Genomic DNA, 15,752 nt, shown 5'->3' with positions numbered 1-15,752 from the left:
GAGACAGACATGGACTTCGGATTTATTCTTTCCAGCGCTGCCGGTGAATTGTTCAGTCCGACGACGGCGGCGTACGCGCTTGCCGCGCTGGGTCTGGCCGTCCACTTCGGCTACTCGGGCCTGCTGAACTTCGGCCAGGCCGGCTTTATGGCGGTGGGAGCCTACGGCTTCGCCATCTCCACCCTGACGTTCCACGTGCCGTTCTTCGTGGGCCTGCTGATCGCCGTCGTCTGCTCGGCGATCTTTGCCCTGCTGCTCGGCATCCCCACCCTCCGGCTGCGGGCCGACTACCTCGCCATTGTGACGATCGCGGCCGCGGAAATTGTCCGTTACATCGTCACCACCAACCAGCTCACCTCGGTGACCGGCTCGGCCAACGGCCTGGCCGCCTTCGAGGGCGACTTCTACGCTATGAACCCGTTCCCCGAGGGGTCCTACTTCGGCATGAACAACCGCGACTTCTTCATCCGCGTGGTTGGTTGGGCCCTGGTGATCGTGTGCTGCCTCCTCGTCTGGCTCCTCATGCGCAGCCCCTGGGGCCGCGTCCTGAAGGGCATCCGCGAGGACGAGAACGCGGTCCGCTCGCTCGGCAAGAACGTCTACTCCTACAAAATGCAGGCCCTCGTCATCGGCGGCGTCCTGGGCGCCCTCGCCGGCATGGTCTTCACGCTCCCCCGCGGCGCGGTGCAGCCGGCCAACTACGGCACGGAACTGACGTTCTTCCTCTACACCTGCCTGCTGCTTGGCGGCCTCGGCACGGTGCTGGGCCCGGTGGTCGGCGCCATGATCTTCTGGGTGGTCCTCTCACTGACCCAGGGCGTGCTCTACGGCCTGATCGAATCGGGCGCCGTCACGTGGCTGAACACGGTCCAGGCCGGCCAGCTGCGTTACATCCTGGTGGGCATCGCACTGATGCTGCTGATGATCTTCCGGCCCCAGGGCGTGTTCGGCAATAAGAAGGAGCTGGCATTCGCATGAGCACTCACAGCGAAGAACCCAAGGCCGGTGCCGGGACTCCCGGCACCGCCGAAACTGTCGACTACATGACGGACACGCGTCCAATCGCCGTGGGCGAGACCGCCCCCGGCTGCAAGAAGCGCGATCCGATCCTGGTGGCCGAGGACGTCACCCGGAGCTTCGGCGGCATCAACGCCGTCGACGTCCAGTACCTGGAGATCCCTCGGCACAAGATCACGGCCCTGATCGGCCCCAACGGCGCCGGCAAAACCACGCTGTTCAACCTGCTGACGGGCTTCGATACACCGAACACGGGCAAATGGCAGTTCGAGGGCAACAGCCTGGCCGGTGTTTCCTCCTACAAGGTGGCGCGGATGGGCATGGTCCGTACGTTCCAGCTCACCAAGGTCATGGGCAAGCTCACGGTCATGGAGAACATGCGCCTGGGCGCGTCCCAGCAGTCCGGCGAGAAGCTCTCCAAGGCCCTGTTCAAGGGAATCTGGGGCGGCCAGGAAAAGAAAATCACCGAAGAAGCCAACGTGCTGCTTGAGAAGTTCAAGCTCGACGCCAAGAAGGACGACTACGCCGCCTCGCTCTCGGGCGGCCAGCGCAAACTCCTTGAGATGGCGCGTTCGCTGATGGTGCGCCCGAAGCTCGTCATGCTGGACGAGCCGATGGCAGGCGTCAACCCGGCGCTGACCCAGTCCCTGCTGGACCACATCAAGAACCTCAAGGCCGAGGGCATGACCGTCTTGTTCGTCGAGCACGACATGCACATGGTCCGCCACATTGCCGACTGGGTGGTGGTAATGGCCGAGGGCAAGATCGTGGCCGAGGGCCCGCCCGGGGAGGTCATGAAGAACCCGGCCGTGATTGACGCCTACCTGGGCGCCCACCACGACGTCGATCTCGGCGCCAGCGAAGGGATCAAGGAGCTCGCGGCCGAACTGGAGGCCGACGAGGAATCCATCGTCGGCACCGAGAACGCCGGCATCATCTCCTCGGACGTGCTCACGACCGAGGCGGCCGCCCCGGACACCGCTAACGGTACGGTGCACGGCCGGCGCAGCGCCATTGAGCCGGACAGCACCCATCCGGAAAGTGCCCAGCCCCACCGGACAGAGAAGGACACAGAATGAGCGCCACCAGCGCGGCCCCCGCCGCGAAGAATGCCTACGACGGCGATTCGGTCGTCAAAGTCACCGACCTGGTGGCCGGCTACATTCCGGGTGTCAATATCCTCAACGGCTGCAGCATCGAGGCCCGCAAGGGTGAGCTGATCGGCATCATCGGGCCCAACGGCGCCGGCAAGTCGACCCTGCTGAAGGCCATGTTCGGCCTGGTCAAGGTCCACTCCGGTTCCGTGGTGGTCCGCGGCCAGGACATCACCGGGCTGAAGGCCAACAAGCTGGTCAGCCGGGGCGTTGGCTTCGTCCCGCAGACCAACAACGTGTTCGCGGCCCTGACCATCGAAGAGAACCTCCAGATGGGGATGTTCCAGCGGCCCAAGGACTTCGCCGAGCGCTTCGACTTCGTTGCGGAGCTGTTCCCGGAACTGGCGAAACGGCGGGCCCAGCGCGCCGGCTCGCTCTCCGGCGGCGAACGCCAGATGGTCGCCATGGGCCGGGCCCTGATGATGGACCCGGCGGTGCTCCTGCTCGACGAGCCCTCAGCCGGCCTCTCCCCCGTCAAACAGGATGAGACCTTCCTGCGGGTGCACGAGATCAACCGGGCCGGCGTCTCGGTGATCATGGTCGAGCAGAACGCACGCCGCTGCCTGCAGATCTGCGACCGCGGCTACGTCCTGGACCAGGGCAAGGACGCGTACACCGGCACGGGCCGGGAACTGATGAAGGATCCCAAGGTCATCCAGCTGTACCTGGGTACGTTGGCCGACACGGTCGACTAGGCCCAGCCAGCCCCTCCGAAGGGCCGTCACCAAGCCGGTGGCGGCCCTTCTGCGTGCCCGGCGCGTCGGAAGCAGGCACTTGCTCGGCGCCTGCGCTCGTGCCTCCCCGGCGGCCCCTCCCCTCGCAAGCTCGGGCAGGGAACCCTGCCGCCGTGGGACCAACGCAACAACGGCGCTTTCGCAGGCACCTGCCCCCGTCGCCAGCGTCATTTGCACCCGCCAGAGGTATTCCCACCGGATTCGGGCGCTGGTGCCGCGGGTCCGAGCTGCCCCCGTCCGGAACCACACCGGATGCCCCGCGCCGCCCCGTTGGTCTCTCCGCCGCGAGAGGCGCGCGCCAACACCCAGCCCCGGAGACGCAGGAAACCCCCGCCCAGATGGGCGGGGGTTTCTTGTGTGTCAGTCAGAGGCGCGGCTTAGAGCTTGCCGAATTCTTCCTTGACGGGCCTGTAGCTGTTGTCATCCTGGTACTCGTAGATGCCGATGTAGGCCTCCGTCGGGTCACCGGCGTCGGAGAACGTTACGGGGCCGGACTGGCCGTCGTAGTCGATGTCCTTGCCGTTGCGGAGCAGGGTGACGCAGGTCGGGAAGCTGTTGCACTTCTCGCCGCCCTCGGAGACATCCTTGAGGTGCTTGGCGATGTCTACGCCCTTGGTGCTCTTGGCTTCCTCAGCCGCGAGTGCGATCAGGTTCACGGCGTCGTAGGACTCGCCTGCGTAGCTGTAATCCTTGAGCGCGGGATCGATGGCGAGCAGCTTCTTCTTGAAGTCATCCTTGGCGAAGGTGCCCGGGATGGTGCCCTGGGCGCCCTTCAGGGTGCCTGCCTTGAAGTCCTTGCTGTAGTCGGACATGTTGCCGTCCACCATGAAGATCTGGGTGGGCTTGACGCCCTTGCCCGTCATCAGCGGGACGATGCTCTTGGCCTGGTCGAAGGTGATCAGGGCGATGGCATCGGGCTTGGCCGCGAGGACCTTGTCCACCTGGCTGGAGAACTGCGAGTCACCCTCGTTGAACAGCTCTTCCGCGACAACCTTGCCGCCGGCGGACTCCACTGCGGACTTCACGTTCTTGGCCAGGCCGGTTCCGTAAGCGTCGTTCAGTACGATCATGCCAACGGTCTGGGCGCCACAGGTCGCCATGTAGTTGCCCAGCACCTTGCCCTGCAGGACATCCGAGGGAGCGGTGCGCCAGTAGAGGCCCTTGTCGTCCCAGGTGGTGAAGTCGGGCGAGGTGTTGGCCGGGGAGAACTGGACAACGCCGGCGCCCGTGATCTGGTTGATCACGGTCTTGGAGACACCCGAGGAGGCGGCACCGACGATGGCGCTTACGCCCTGGCCGAGCAGCGCGGTGGTGGACTGGGTCGCAATGTCGGTCTTGGTATCGCCGGAGTCGCGGTGGATAACCTGGACCGGCTTGCCGAGCACGCCACCGGCGTCGTTAACTTCCTTGATGCCAAGGTTCACACCGGCAATTTCGGGCGGGCCGAGGAAGGCCAGGGAGCCCGTGGTCGGCAGCAGCGAGCCGATCTTCAGCGGGGTGTCCGTGGTGGTCGTGGACGCGGGTACGGAACCTGCCGCGGCGGCCGAGCTGGTGGCTCCGCCGGTTGCGCTCGGGGCCGGGCATGCGATGCCGGCGGCCTGCGCGGAGGACGAACCGCTGGACGACGGCGTGGACGAACCGCCACAAGCCGTAGCCAGAAGGGCGACGCCGATGCTAAGCGCTGTGAGCTTAGCAATGCGCGGCGCCACCTGGGGGAGTGAAGTCATAGAGAAATCTCCTCGATCTAAAGGTGCGAACGGCCTTTGATGCGAAAGATCAGGTGTTCCTGATTTAGATTCAAGCTAATGCAAATTCGGCCTGAACATAAGTGACTAGGGTCACATCCTTATAACACTCGTTGCATAGAGGAAATCAGGCACCTCGAAAGCGGCGGAATCAGCCCGCCCATGTGTGCCCCAGGTGGGACTCGAACCCACAACACGCGGATTTTAAGTCCGCTGCCTCTGCCAATTGGGCTACTGGGGCGCCCGGTCAATGGTATCCCGCCGGCGCGTTCCTACGACGCGGCGGCCGGCACGTCGAACGGCGCCGCGTACTGGAACGTTCCGTCGGCGCCGCCCTGCCAGAGGGCCAGCGGCAGCAGCTGGAAGAGTTCGCCCCACGCCGGGTCCGGTGCCTGCACCCCCAGGGACGTGGAAGGGACGAAGCCGAAGCGGGCGTAGTACTCAGGGCTGCCCAGCAGCGCGATGCCCCGCTCCCCCGCCGCGTTGGCCCGGTCAATGGTCTCCTTCATCAGCGCCGAGCCGATTCCGTGCCGCTGGAGCCGCGGGGTGACGCCGATCGGCCCGAGGCCCAGCAGGTCCAGATCCCCCGCCCGGCCCCGGGTGCTGATGACGTGCCCTACGATCTCGCCGTCGAGTTCGGCCACAATGCTGAACTCCGGCAGGTATTCCCCGCACTCGAACAGCCGCCGCAGCAGGTCCACTTCCTCCGGCTCCCCCTCCACTGCCAGCCCGGTGGCCGGCGAGATGGCGAAGGCCGCCGCAGCGAGATCCAGCAGCGCGGGGCGGTCTGCGGGCACTTCGCCCCGCAGCACCAGGGTGGGGGCAGGGGGCGTCTGCCCGCTGTTTGCGGCGCGGCCCTCGGCGGAGAGCTCATGCAGGACTTCGAGGGCGCGCTGGGCGTCCGGCACGGGAACCAGCAGGTGGTCGTGGTGGAACCCGGCCAGCACGTTGCAGCTGATTTTGGCCTCCGTCAGGGCAGTGCTCACAGCCGCCGTCAGGCCAATCGCCTCCAGCGCGGAATGCACCTGGAGGGTTATCCAGGCGGCAACGAAGTCGTAGTCCAGGCCCAGGGCGTCGGCATCGGCCCGCGGAAGCACCACCGTCAGGCCCTCGGCCTCGCGGACAGCCGCGGCCACGTGGCCGGCCAGGGGTTTGCCGTGCGGCCAGAGCGCGTAGACGTACTCGCCCTCACGGATCACCGGCCGCATGGTCGCCAGCAGGGTGTTGAGGTCCTTCTCAGCGGGAGTCATGGGGCCAGTCTAGGCGGGGCGGGCCGCCCGGCGGCCAATCCGGTCTTCACGCGGACGGCCTCCAACGACGACGGCGGCCGCTCCCCCGGAAGGGAACGGCCGCCGTCGTCGGACTGCTACGGACTACTTGGAGTCAGCCACGACAGTTTCCTTGGCAGGTGCCTCGGCCGGCTTGTCGGCCGCCGGTGCGGCGGGGGCAGCGGCAGGCTTGGGGGCCGGCGTCGCTGCGGCCACGAAGGCGCCGCGCGGGTTGTCGAGGTCCATCAGCTGGGTGGTGTCGCGGCCCAGGAAGAGAGCCCAGAACCAACCGGAGATGACGCGGATCTTGCGCTCGACCGTGGGCATCGCCAGGCCGTGGTAGCCGCGGTGCGCGAGCCAGGCCAGCGGGCCCTTAAGGCCGATGCGGCCGATGATGTTGATGTTGGCAACGCCCTTCCATTCGCCGAAGCCGGCGACGGCGCCCAGGTTCTTGTGCTTGTAGTCCTTGAGCTCCTTGTCCCAGCGGGAGGCCCACAGGTTCTTGGCAAGGCGCTTGGCCTGGCGCAGCGCGTGCTGGGCGTTCGGGACGCAGGTGCCGTCCGGCAGGCCGCTGCCCGTGAGGTCCGGGACAGCCGCGATGTCGCCGGCAGCCCAGGCGTTCTCCACGATGCCCTCGTCGCCGGAGATGCGGAGGTCCGGGAGGACGCGGACGCGGCCGCGGGGCTCCAGCGGGAAATCGGTGGAACGGACCATGGGGTTGGCCTGCACACCGGCAGTCCAGACCAGGGTGTCCGATTCGAATTCCTGGGCCGGGGTCTTGTCCGGCAGGTTGATGAGCTTCAGCGAGCCCTCGGCGTTGTCCAGCGAGGTGTTGAGCAGAACCTCGATGCCGCGGCTGCGCAGGTGCTCGACGACCCACTCGGCCTGCTTGGCCGTGACCTCGGGCATAATGCGGCCCATGGCCTCGACCAGGACGAAGCGGACTTCCTCCTGCTTGACGCGCGGGTTGTTCTTGACCGCGGCGCGGGCGAGGTCTTCCATTTCGGTGATGCACTCGATGCCGGCGAAGCCGCCGCCGACGACGACGAACGTCAGGGCGCGGGCGCGTTCGGCCGGATCGGTCATCAGCGAGCCGGTCTCGATGCGCTCCAGGACGCTGTTGCGCAGGGCGACAGCTTCCTCGATGGTCTTCAGGCCGATGCCCTTGTCCGCCAGGCCCTTGATCGGGAAGGTGCGGGTGATCGCACCGGCGGCGAGGACGACGTCGAAGTAGGGGATCTCGAAGTTTTCGGTGCCGTCCGACGGCGCCACGACGGCCGTGCGGTTGACGTGGTCGATCGAGGTGACGCGGCCCTGGATCAGTTCGGTCTGCTTGAGGTGCTGGCGGTGCGAGACCACAGCGTGACGCGCCTCGATGTTTCCGCCGGCCACTTCCGGCAGGAACGGCTGGTAAGTCATGTAAGGCAGCGGATCAACGAGGGTGACGATGCCACCGGCATTCGCGATCTTTTTCTGCAGTTTGAGGGCTACGTACAGGCCGACGTACCCGCCGCCGACGACGAGTACCCTGGGACGGTCCTGGAGCTGAAGGGTGGATGCCATGCCACAAGGATACCGTAGTTTGTGAAAAACTTCACTAACTACTCGGAGTGCTACGCTCCGCGGAATCCGGGGTTGCCGGTGCGTCATCGGGCCCGGCTGCGTGGCCTGTATCCGGACCGGCCGGCGGACCCGCCTCGGGTCCGGGCTCCGGTTCGGGCTCCGGTTCGGGCTCCGGCCCGGCGCCTGGTTCGAGCCCCTCCCCTGCACCCGTCACGGCCGTGGAGCCGCGGACCGCGCGCCGCAGCTGGATGGCGGCCGCCGCGATGATGCAGGCAATGAGCCCGCCGAAGCCAAGCACCACCATGGCCGGGACGGCGCTGTCGGCCGGTGAGGGTGCCTCCGCGGCGGGGACGGTCGCGTCGGGCAGGGTCGGCGCGGCGCTGGAGGGTGTGGGCGCGGGGGCGGGCGCGCTGTGCACCGGGTTGCCCCGCCGGTGCACCCGGATCCAGTCCGAGATCGACCCCAGCGGGTTCACGGTGGTTTCCGCGACGTCGGCCTTCAACGCCGCCTCCGCGTTCAGCACACCGAAGCCGTACAGCGGGTCCTTGCCCGGCGCCCCGGCGTCCTTCGCCGTGGTGACGATCCGGTTGATGACCTGGCTGGCGGACATCTCCGGCCATTTGGAACGGATCAGGGCGGCGACGCCGGCCACGATGGGGGTAGCGCCGGAGGTGCCCGCCCATTCGGCGTAGCCGCCGCCGGGGAGGCCGCCCACCAGGGTTTCGGCCGGCGCGGCGACGCCGATGCTGATGCCCTGGGAGGAGGAGTCGACGCTGGCCACGCCCTTGCGGTCAAGGCCGGCCACGGTCAGGACGCCGGGGATGGTGGCGGGTGCGCCCACCTGGATGTTGCCGCCCACCCGGTTGCCGGCCGCGGCCACGATGACGACGTCTTTCTGTTCGGCGTAGAGGAACGCCGCGTCCCAGCTTTGCGGCCACTCCGGGGAGGTGCTGCCGAGGGAAATATTGATGACGCGGGCGCCGTTGTCCACCGCCCAGCGGACCGCCTCAGGAATCTGGTCCTGGTCGCTCTTCCCGCCCGGGTTCTCCGAGCCGAGCCAGGTGGACACGGAGAGGATCTGGGCCTCCGGGGCAACCCCGACAATCCCGTCGGGGCCGACCCCCGGCTTCGCAGAGGGCTTCGCGGTGGACTTGGCCGGCTGGTGGCCGCGGCCGGCCAGCATGGTCGCCACCAGGGTTCCGTGCTCGGGTTTGGCCCCGATGCTCTTGCGTCCGTCCGCGGCGCCGGCCCCGGACACGTCCGTGCCGCCGGTCAGGACGCCCTTGAGGTCGGGGTGGTTGCCGTCCACGCCGCTGTCTATGACGGCGACCTTGACGTTCGCCCCCTTGGACACTTCCCAGGCCTTTTTGATTCCGGACTCGGCCAGCCAGTATTCCTTGTCCCGGGTGGAGTCGGCCTGGGCCGCCGGTGCCGCCGAGAGAGCGCCCGCGGCGCTCCCGCCGGCGAGGGCGAGGGCCAGCAATGCGGAGGCGGTCCGGCGGCGCCGGGCTGTTGCTCTGGTCATTCGGGTCCAATCGGCGGGTTGGCTGCGGGCGGGGTTCCGCGCATGGCAGTCGGCGGGGCCGCGGGGCGGCACGGCACCAGCTGGTGCATCCGACATGGTGGCGTTGCCGGGCCGGCACGGTGCTAGCTGATGCTCAGGGCGATTCCGTCCAGAATATCGTGTTCGCTGGTCACCGCTGTGGTGATCCGCTGGCCGGTGGCATCCGCCATCCGGTCCAGGATCCGCCGCCAGACCAGTCCGCCGGCGCCGATGACGTCCACCCGGCCGGGGTGCATGTACGGCAGGGCGGCCCGGTCCTCGCGGGACATTTCGAGCAGCGAGGTGCACGCTTGGCGGACGGTGTCCAGGTCCAGTTCGGTGCCGTGGATGGCGGCCGGCGAGTATTCCGGCAGCTTCAGCGCGTGCGCAGTGATGGTCGTGACAGAGCCGGCGACGCCGATCACGGCCGTGGCACGCTCCAACGGCACCGTGAGGGCTGCCTGGCTGATGGCGGCGTCGACGTCGGCCTCGGCTGCGGCTATCTGCTCCGCAGTCGGCGGGTCGTCCTGGAGGTGCCGTTCGGTCATCCTGACGCAGCCGACGTCGACGGACCGGGCGGCGATGACGCCGTCGGCGTCGCCGAGGACGAACTCGGTGCTGCCGCCGCCGAGGTCTACCACCAGGACCGGGTCCTTGCCCCGCGAGGGCAGCACACTGCTGGCGCCGGCAAAGGACAGCGCGGCTTCCTCGTCGCCGGTGATCACTTCAGGCTCGACGCCGAGCAGGTCACGGACGCCGTCGATGAAGACCTGGCGGTTCCTGGCATCCCTGGTGGCGGAGGTCGCCACAAAACGCACCTTCCCGGCACCATGGTGCCGGATCAGCTCGGCGTAGTCGCGGGTGGCCTCGAGGGTCCGGTCCAGCGCGTCCTGGGCGAATTCGCCGGTGGCGTCGACGCCCTGGCCCAGCCGCACCACACGCATTTCCCGCACGACGTCGGCGAGCCTGGGCATCGCGCCGTCTGCCGCCACATCGGCGATGAGCAGGCGGATGGAGTTGGTGCCGCAATCGATCGCGGCGACCCGGCTCACTGCCCGGCTCCGGCGTCGTCCGCGGTGCCGTCAGCGGTGCGGGATTTGCGGACCGGGGCGGGCCGGCCCACGATCTCCGGGAGGCCCTGCGGCCCGTGCCGGCTCAGGTCCTGTGACGGGGCTTCACCGCCGGTGTCCCACGCGCCGTCGCAGTAGCAGCGGTCACGGGTCCACCATTCGCTGATGCCCTCGAGGGCCTCGTCGCCGAGAGGGTTGACGCCGGGGCCGGCCGCGAGCGAGTGGCCCACCAGCACGTGCAGGCATTTGACCCGGGTGGGCATACCGCCGGCGGAGATCCCGTCGATCTCCGGGACGGCGCCGATGCCGGACCGTGCGCCGATGCCGGCGCGGGCCTCGAGGTAGGCCTCGTGGGCGGCCCGGTAGTCCGCTGCCAGCGACCCGTCGGCTCCGAGCCGGTCGTTCATCTCGTTCATCAGCCCTGCAGCTTCCAGCCGGGATACGGCCGAGGTGATGACCGGGTGGGTCAGGTAGAACGTGGTGGGGAAAGGCGTCCCGTTGCTCAGCCGCGGCGAGGTGGCCGCGACGAGGGGGTTGCCGCACACACAGCGGGCCGGGATCTCCACGACGTCGCGCACCGGGCGTCCGAGCTGCCGGCTCAGGACATCAAGGTCCCGTGCCGAGGGCCGGCGGGCATCGTCCGGCGCCGGGGTCGCGTGATCGGGGGGCGTTGGGGCGGCGTTCCCTTGCCGGGAATCGTCCACTCGGTTCTCGTCCACTGGTGCGGCACCTTCCTGCCCTGTTGGAATCACCTGGCTGTGGTGATCCGGCGGCGGGCGCCGCCCTAGTCTGTGGCCGACCGCCTGATGGAGTCCCAGAGGGAATCCACCCAGGGCAGATTGGCGGGGTCGCCGGCTGATCCTGCCGCGGCGCCCGAACCGGACGTCGTGACGGGTAAATCGCTGCCGTAAACCCAGTAGCCGGTTTCACCGGGCATAACCATGTTAATGCGGTCGCGGGCCTGCTGCTTCACGTAGTTGGGGTCCTGCCAGCGGGAGACCTGCCGTTTGAGGTCCGCCTGCTTGTTCTCCTCCGCCGAGATGTCCGCCTGCAGCGCGGCGATTTCGGCGCGTTTTTCGAGGAAGATCCGCACTGTGGGAGCCAGCATGATGGTGATGGCAATCATGACAACACCCAGGGCGAGCAGGCGCCCGGAGAAGGCCTTGGCCGGTACGGGGTCCGCGCCGTCCGTTGGGACGGACTGGCCGAATTTTGCGGCAGCAGGTTTGGCTGCGGCTTTGGCGGACCCGGTTTTCGGGTGGCCTGCCCCCGGAGTTGCGGCGGCCCCTGCCGCGCCCCGGGTGCCGGCACTCGCGGGTGCCGACGGCGGTGCGGCGGGAGGAGGGGTTGCGGTGTGGTGGCCGGGCGCGCGGCCGGCGGATTCGCTGCCGTGCCGCGAGCCGCCGAAATCGGCACGGATGACGTCGGCGCCGTCGGCGGCCCCCCGGCTGGTGGCCGTAGACTTCGGGGCCGCAGCAGCGGCCCGGGGAACTTTGGGACGGCGGGTTGCCATGTCACTCCTTCAACGCAGGCCAAAAACAGAACCGGTGGCCATGGTCTTTCAACCATAGCCACCGGTTACCGGTTTTCGCGGGTACTAGCCCTTGAAACGCGGGAAGGCGCTGCGGCCCGCGTAGCGTGCGGCGTCGTCGAGTTCCTCTTCGATGCGCAGCAGCTGGTTGTACTTGGCGACGCGCTCGGAGCGGGCCGGGGCACCGGTCTTGATCTGGCCCGCGTTGGTGGCAACGGCGATGTCAGCAATGGTGGTGTCCTCGGTTTCGCCGGAGCGGTGCGAGGTGATGGTCGTGTACCCGGCGCGCTGGGCGAGGGACACGGCGTCGAGCGTCTCGGTCAGGGAACCGATCTGGTTGACCTTGACCAGCAGCGAGTTGGCGGTGCTCGAGTCGATGCCGGTCTGCAGGCGCTCCGGGTTGGTGACGAAGAGGTCATCGCCCACGATCTGCACCTTGTCGCCGATCGAATCGGTGAGGGCCTTCCAGCCTTCCCAGTCGTTCTCGTCCAGCGGGTCCTCGATGGAGACCAGCGGGTAGTCGGCGACCAGTTCGGCGTAGTAGGCGCTCATGTCGGCGGAGCTGAGGGTCCTGCCTTCGAACTGGTAGCCGCCGTCCTTGAAGAACTCGGAGGAGGCGACGTCGAGGGCCAGGGCGATGTCCTTGCCCGGGGTGTAACCGGCGTTCTTGATGGCTTCCTGGATCAGGTCCAGGGCGGCGCGGTTGGACGGCAGGTTCGGCGCGAAGCCGCCCTCGTCGCCGAGGCCGGTGGCCAGGCCCTTGGACTGCAGCACAGCCTTGAGTGCGTGGTAGACCTCAACGCCCCAGCGCAGGCCTTCGGAGAAGGTCTCGGCGCCGAGCGGAACCACCATGAATTCCTGGATGTCGACGTCGGAGTCCGCGTGGGAGCCGCCGTTAAGGATGTTCATCAGCGGCACGGGCAGGACGTGGGCGTTCGGTCCGCCCAGGTACTTGTAGAGCGGCAGGTCGGCGGAGGCGGCCGCGGCGTTGGCGACGGCCAGGGACACACCGAGGATGGCGTTGGCGCCCAGCTTGCTCTTGTTGGCGGTGCCGTCCAGGTCGATCATGGCCTGGTCGATGCTGCGCTGGTCGGTGGCGTCGAAGCCGATCAGGGCCGGGGCGATCTGGTCGATGACCGCGTCAACGGCCTTCTGCACGCCCTTGCCGAGGTAACGGCCCTTGTCGCCGTCGCGGAGTTCCACGGCCTCGTGTTCGCCGGTGGAGGCACCGGACGGAACTGCTGCGCGGCCGATTTGGCCGTCGGAGAGCAGGACTTCAACTTCTACGGTCGGGTTGCCGCGGGAATCGAGGATCTCGCGGGCGTGGATGGCATCGATAAGCGCCATGAATATGCTCCTTTGGGTGAAGCGATCTGCTGGGAATCTGACTGCTGGGAAACTAGCGGTGGATCAAGCTGAAAACCGACGTCCTCGTCGCCCTTAGCCTAGTCGAGAGTGGGATAAGTTACGGAAAGCTATCCAGTCCCCGGACGCGGTGCTGATGGTGCCGCGCCGCGGGCATCGCCGTCGTGCGGGCCCTCCTGGGCCTCCTGGAACGCCCGGTTGGCTGCCCGGAGCGCCCGTTCCGCGTCCAGTCCGTTGGCCCGGGCCGCCGCGACGATGCCGAACAGCACCTCACCGAGTTCCTGTTCGGTGGCGGGCGCGACGGCGGCGGGCGGCGCGGGGGCTGGTGGCCGCGTTGCGGCCGTGGCGCGTTCGGCGCGGTCCAGCAGCTTCTGGGTCCGGGCCAGGGCCGGCAGGGCGGCCGGGACGCCGTCGAAGACGTGGCCGCGGTCCGGCTTTTCGGCCCTCTTGACCGCGTCCCAGGTCTGGACGATGTCCTGCACTGGGGCGGGAAAGGTCTCCTGCAGGGTCCCGTCCGGGCGGAAGACGTGCGGATTGCGGCGGATCATCTTCGCGCGCAGGCCGCGGGCGACGTCGTCGAACGTGAACGCGCCGCGTTCCTCGGCGAGCCGGGCGTGCAGCACCACTTGCAATAGGACGTCGCCGAGTTCCGCCTGAAGTTCGGCGTCGCCGCCGTCGGCCTCGATGGTTTCGGCTACCTCATGGGCTTCCTCGAGGAGGTATTCCACGAGGGAGGCGTGGGTCAGGGCGCCCATCCAGGGGCAGTGGACGCGCAGCTCGGCGATGGTTCGCACCAGGTCGCCGAGCGGCGCGTCCACGGGGTTGGAGTCCTTAGCCAAGGTCGGCGTAGGCCTCGTTGATGTATTCGACCAGGGCTTCCTTCTCCTCCAGCGGCAGGAACGCGGCCTCGGCTGCGTTCAACGTGAGCTCGAGCAGGTCATCGAGGTCGTAGTCGAAGGTCTCCACCAGGAGCTCGAACTCGTCGGTGAGGGTGACGCCGCTCATCAGCCGGTTATCGGTGTTGATGGTGACGTTGAAGCCCAGCTGGTAGAGCATGTCCACCGGGTGGCTTTCGATGCCTTCACCGAAGCCGGCGATCGCACCGGTCTGCAGGTTCGACGACGGGCAGATTTCGAGGGCGATGCCGCGGTCCCGGACCCAGCTGGCCAGCTCGCCCAGGGTTACGAGGCCGATGTTGTCATCGACTTCGTCACTGTCCGGGTCGGCGTCCTCGGCCTCTTCGAACTCGACGGACACGTCTTCAGCGATCCGGACGCCGTGGCCCAGGCGAAGGGCGCGGCCGTCCACCAGGGCGGACTGGATGCTGTCCAGCCCGGCGGCCTCGCCGGCGTGGATGGTGGCAGGGAAGTTGTGCTCGGCCAGGTAGGTGAAGGCGTCCTTGAAGCGGGAGGGCAGGAAGCCGTCCTCGGCCCCGGCAATGTCGAAGCCGACGGCACCCTTGTAGCGGTGCCGGACGGCCAGCTCGGCGATTTCCTGGCCACGGTCGGCATGGCGCATGGCCGTGATCAGCTGGCCGACCTGGATCTCGCGTCCGGTCTCCGCGACGGCGTCGACGCCGGCATCGAGTCCGGCCTGGACCGCTTCGACGACGTCGTCCAGGGACAGGCCCTGCTGCAGGTGCTGTTCCGGTGCCCAGCGCACCTCGCCGTACACCACGCCGTCGTCCGCCAGGTCCTCAACGAACTCCTTGGCTACGCGGAACAGGCCTTCCTTGGTCTGCATCACGGCGATGGTGTGGTCGAACGTTTCGAGGTAGCGGACCAGCGAGCCGGAGTCTGCGGATTCGCGGAACCACTCCCCCAGTGCGACGGGGTCCGTGGAAGGCAGGGTGTGGCCGACGGCCTCGGCAAGTTCAATAATGGTGGCCGGACGGAGTCCGCCGTCCAGGTGGTCGTGAAGGGAAACCTTGGGAAGGCCCTTCAGGTCGAATTCGAGGTCAGGGGCAGCGTCAAGAATAGTCTCAGTCACGTTCCAACCTTAGGGTCGGACGGCGCCGGGCGCTACTTGCGGGAGGCGTCGTTCTCCGCTGACCGGGCAGTCAGCACCGGCTCGGACCCGGCAGCGTCCGCGGCGCCGTCGGTTGCGGCATGGTCCGGTGCAGTGCCGGCGGCGGCACCGTCTGTCGGCTCGTCGTGCCGGCCCAGCCGTTTGTGCCACCAGCGCAGCGCGTGGTCAACGGCGATGCCCAGGACAATGGCGAAGACGACGGCGATCCCGGCGCTGAGGAGCGGGTTGTGGTGCAGCCACGGGAAGGAACTGGCGAGGATGCCGATCCCGATCGAGTAGATCACCCAGGTGAGGCACGCGACGGCGTCCAGGAAGAAGAAGCGGCGGTGCGGGAACCCCGTGGTACCGGCCACGTAGTTGACCGCGACGCGGCCCCAGGGGATGTAGCGGGCGGTGAAAATCAGGACCGCGCCGCGTTTTTCCAGCTCGTACCGGGCCCAGGCGAAGACGCGCTGGACTTTGGGTTTCCGCATCCAGCGGAAGCGTTCGATGCCGATCTTGCGGCCCAGCAGGTAGGCCATGTTGTCCCCGGCGACGGCGCCGATCAGTGCCGTCAGGCCGAGGAGCCAGAGGTTGGGCTGTCCACTGTGCCGGGAGTACGCGGCGAGGGCCACAATCAGGGTTTCGCTGGGCACCACCATGGCGAAGCCGTCGACGAAGAAGAACACCAGCAGGAGGGGGTAGATCCACCACTGGCCGGCTGCATGGAGCACGGCCTCATTAATGAACTCCAC

General features: G+C 68.0%; 14 protein-coding genes and 1 tRNA gene. 3 read left to right on the top strand and 12 right to left on the bottom strand.

Features of this window, described 5'->3' with window-relative positions; all coding sequences use genetic code 11:
- Positions 1-9 precede the first annotated feature (9 nt).
- From AC1DHY_RS11820 to AC1DHY_RS11810, 3 genes are read left to right on the top strand one after another with little or no spacing between them, the layout of a single operon-like run.
- Positions 10-978 carry a branched-chain amino acid ABC transporter permease gene (locus AC1DHY_RS11820; RefSeq protein ID WP_441418496.1) on the top strand — a complete coding sequence of 323 codons (969 nt, stop codon included), beginning with the start codon at positions 10-12 and terminating at the stop codon, positions 976-978.
- Positions 975-2,096 carry an ABC transporter ATP-binding protein gene (locus AC1DHY_RS11815; RefSeq protein ID WP_476903661.1) on the top strand — a complete coding sequence of 374 codons (1,122 nt, stop codon included), beginning with the start codon at positions 975-977 and terminating at the stop codon, positions 2,094-2,096. Before AC1DHY_RS11820 ends, AC1DHY_RS11815 begins: the two co-directional genes overlap by 4 nt.
- Positions 2,093-2,866 carry an ABC transporter ATP-binding protein gene (locus AC1DHY_RS11810; protein ID WP_476877993.1) on the top strand — a complete coding sequence of 258 codons (774 nt, stop codon included), beginning with the start codon at positions 2,093-2,095 and terminating at the stop codon, positions 2,864-2,866. Before AC1DHY_RS11815 ends, AC1DHY_RS11810 begins: the two co-directional genes overlap by 4 nt.
- Before the next feature lie 416 nt (positions 2,867-3,282).
- Here AC1DHY_RS11810 and AC1DHY_RS11805 read toward each other — a convergent pair whose 3' ends face one another.
- The 12 genes from AC1DHY_RS11805 to AC1DHY_RS11750 all read right to left on the bottom strand — a co-directional run bounded on the left by AC1DHY_RS11805 (position 3,283) and on the right by AC1DHY_RS11750 (position 15,752).
- On the bottom strand, positions 3,283-4,632 hold the full coding sequence (locus AC1DHY_RS11805) for an ABC transporter substrate-binding protein (RefSeq protein ID WP_476877992.1): 1,350 nt from the start codon (positions 4,630-4,632) through the stop codon (positions 3,283-3,285).
- A gap of 185 nt (positions 4,633-4,817) precedes the next feature.
- Positions 4,818-4,891 (bottom strand) — tRNA-Leu (locus AC1DHY_RS11800).
- A 31-nt stretch (positions 4,892-4,922) separates the two neighbouring features.
- Positions 4,923-5,900, bottom strand: coding sequence for an N-acetyltransferase (locus AC1DHY_RS11795; RefSeq protein ID WP_476903660.1), 978 nt, complete (start codon positions 5,898-5,900; stop codon positions 4,923-4,925).
- A gap of 123 nt (positions 5,901-6,023) precedes the next feature.
- Positions 6,024-7,481, bottom strand: a complete 1,458-nt coding sequence (locus tag AC1DHY_RS11790; protein WP_476903659.1) for an NAD(P)/FAD-dependent oxidoreductase — start codon at positions 7,479-7,481, stop codon at positions 6,024-6,026.
- 34 nt (positions 7,482-7,515) lie between these two features.
- Entirely contained in the window at positions 7,516-9,006 is a 1,491-nt protein-coding gene (locus AC1DHY_RS11785) for a S8 family serine peptidase (RefSeq protein ID WP_476877989.1), read from the bottom strand.
- A gap of 122 nt (positions 9,007-9,128) precedes the next feature.
- Entirely contained in the window at positions 9,129-10,076 is a 948-nt protein-coding gene (locus AC1DHY_RS11780) for a Ppx/GppA phosphatase family protein (RefSeq protein ID WP_476903658.1), read from the bottom strand.
- Entirely contained in the window at positions 10,073-10,696 is a 624-nt protein-coding gene (locus tag AC1DHY_RS11775) for a DUF501 domain-containing protein (protein WP_476903702.1), read from the bottom strand. Before AC1DHY_RS11775 ends, AC1DHY_RS11780 begins: the two co-directional genes overlap by 4 nt.
- 182 nt (positions 10,697-10,878) lie before the next feature.
- Positions 10,879-11,607 carry an FtsB family cell division protein gene (locus AC1DHY_RS11770; RefSeq protein WP_476877987.1) on the bottom strand — a complete coding sequence of 243 codons (729 nt, stop codon included), beginning with the start codon at positions 11,605-11,607 and terminating at the stop codon, positions 10,879-10,881.
- 84 nt (positions 11,608-11,691) lie between these two features.
- A complete protein-coding gene (gene eno / locus AC1DHY_RS11765; protein ID WP_476877986.1) occupies positions 11,692-12,972 on the bottom strand; it encodes a phosphopyruvate hydratase in 1,281 nt (426 codons plus the stop codon).
- A 128-nt stretch (positions 12,973-13,100) separates the two neighbouring features.
- Positions 13,101-13,745 (bottom strand): MazG nucleotide pyrophosphohydrolase domain-containing protein, encoded by a 645-nt coding sequence (locus tag AC1DHY_RS11760; protein WP_476878004.1) that lies wholly within the window; start codon positions 13,743-13,745, stop codon positions 13,101-13,103.
- Between the two features lie 76 nt (positions 13,746-13,821).
- Positions 13,822-14,979, bottom strand: coding sequence for an adenosine deaminase (locus AC1DHY_RS11755; protein ID WP_476903657.1), 1,158 nt, complete (start codon positions 14,977-14,979; stop codon positions 13,822-13,824).
- Between the two features lie 32 nt (positions 14,980-15,011).
- Positions 15,012-15,752, bottom strand: coding sequence for a DedA family protein (locus AC1DHY_RS11750; protein WP_476877984.1), 741 nt, complete (start codon positions 15,750-15,752; stop codon positions 15,012-15,014).

Source organism: Arthrobacter sp. 05L44 (genome assembly GCF_056397605.1).
Note: the sequence above shows the minus strand (reverse complement) of the source record. Positions and strands in the feature narration are given on the sequence as shown.

What these genes read in the sequence shown, in the direction of transcription:
- AC1DHY_RS11820 (WP_441418496.1), top strand. Translation starts at nt 10, where the DNA reads ATGGACTTCGGATTTATTCTTTCCAGCGCTGCCGGTGAATTGTTCAGT.
- AC1DHY_RS11815 (WP_476903661.1), top strand. Translation starts at nt 975, where the DNA reads ATGAGCACTCACAGCGAAGAACCCAAGGCCGGTGCCGGGACTCCCGGC.
- AC1DHY_RS11810 (WP_476877993.1), top strand. Translation starts at nt 2,093, where the DNA reads ATGAGCGCCACCAGCGCGGCCCCCGCCGCGAAGAATGCCTACGACGGC.
- AC1DHY_RS11805 (WP_476877992.1), bottom strand. Translation starts at nt 4,632, where the DNA reads ATGACTTCACTCCCCCAGGTGGCGCCGCGCATTGCTAAGCTCACAGCG.
- AC1DHY_RS11795 (WP_476903660.1), bottom strand. Translation starts at nt 5,900, where the DNA reads ATGACTCCCGCTGAGAAGGACCTCAACACCCTGCTGGCGACCATGCGG.
- AC1DHY_RS11790 (WP_476903659.1), bottom strand. Translation starts at nt 7,481, where the DNA reads ATGGCATCCACCCTTCAGCTCCAGGACCGTCCCAGGGTACTCGTCGTC.
- AC1DHY_RS11785 (WP_476877989.1), bottom strand. Translation starts at nt 9,006, where the DNA reads ATGACCAGAGCAACAGCCCGGCGCCGCCGGACCGCCTCCGCATTGCTG.
- AC1DHY_RS11770 (WP_476877987.1), bottom strand. Translation starts at nt 11,607, where the DNA reads ATGGCAACCCGCCGTCCCAAAGTTCCCCGGGCCGCTGCTGCGGCCCCG.
- eno (WP_476877986.1), bottom strand. Translation starts at nt 12,972, where the DNA reads ATGGCGCTTATCGATGCCATCCACGCCCGCGAGATCCTCGATTCCCGC.
- AC1DHY_RS11760 (WP_476878004.1), bottom strand. Translation starts at nt 13,745, where the DNA reads ATGGGCGCCCTGACCCACGCCTCCCTCGTGGAATACCTCCTCGAGGAA.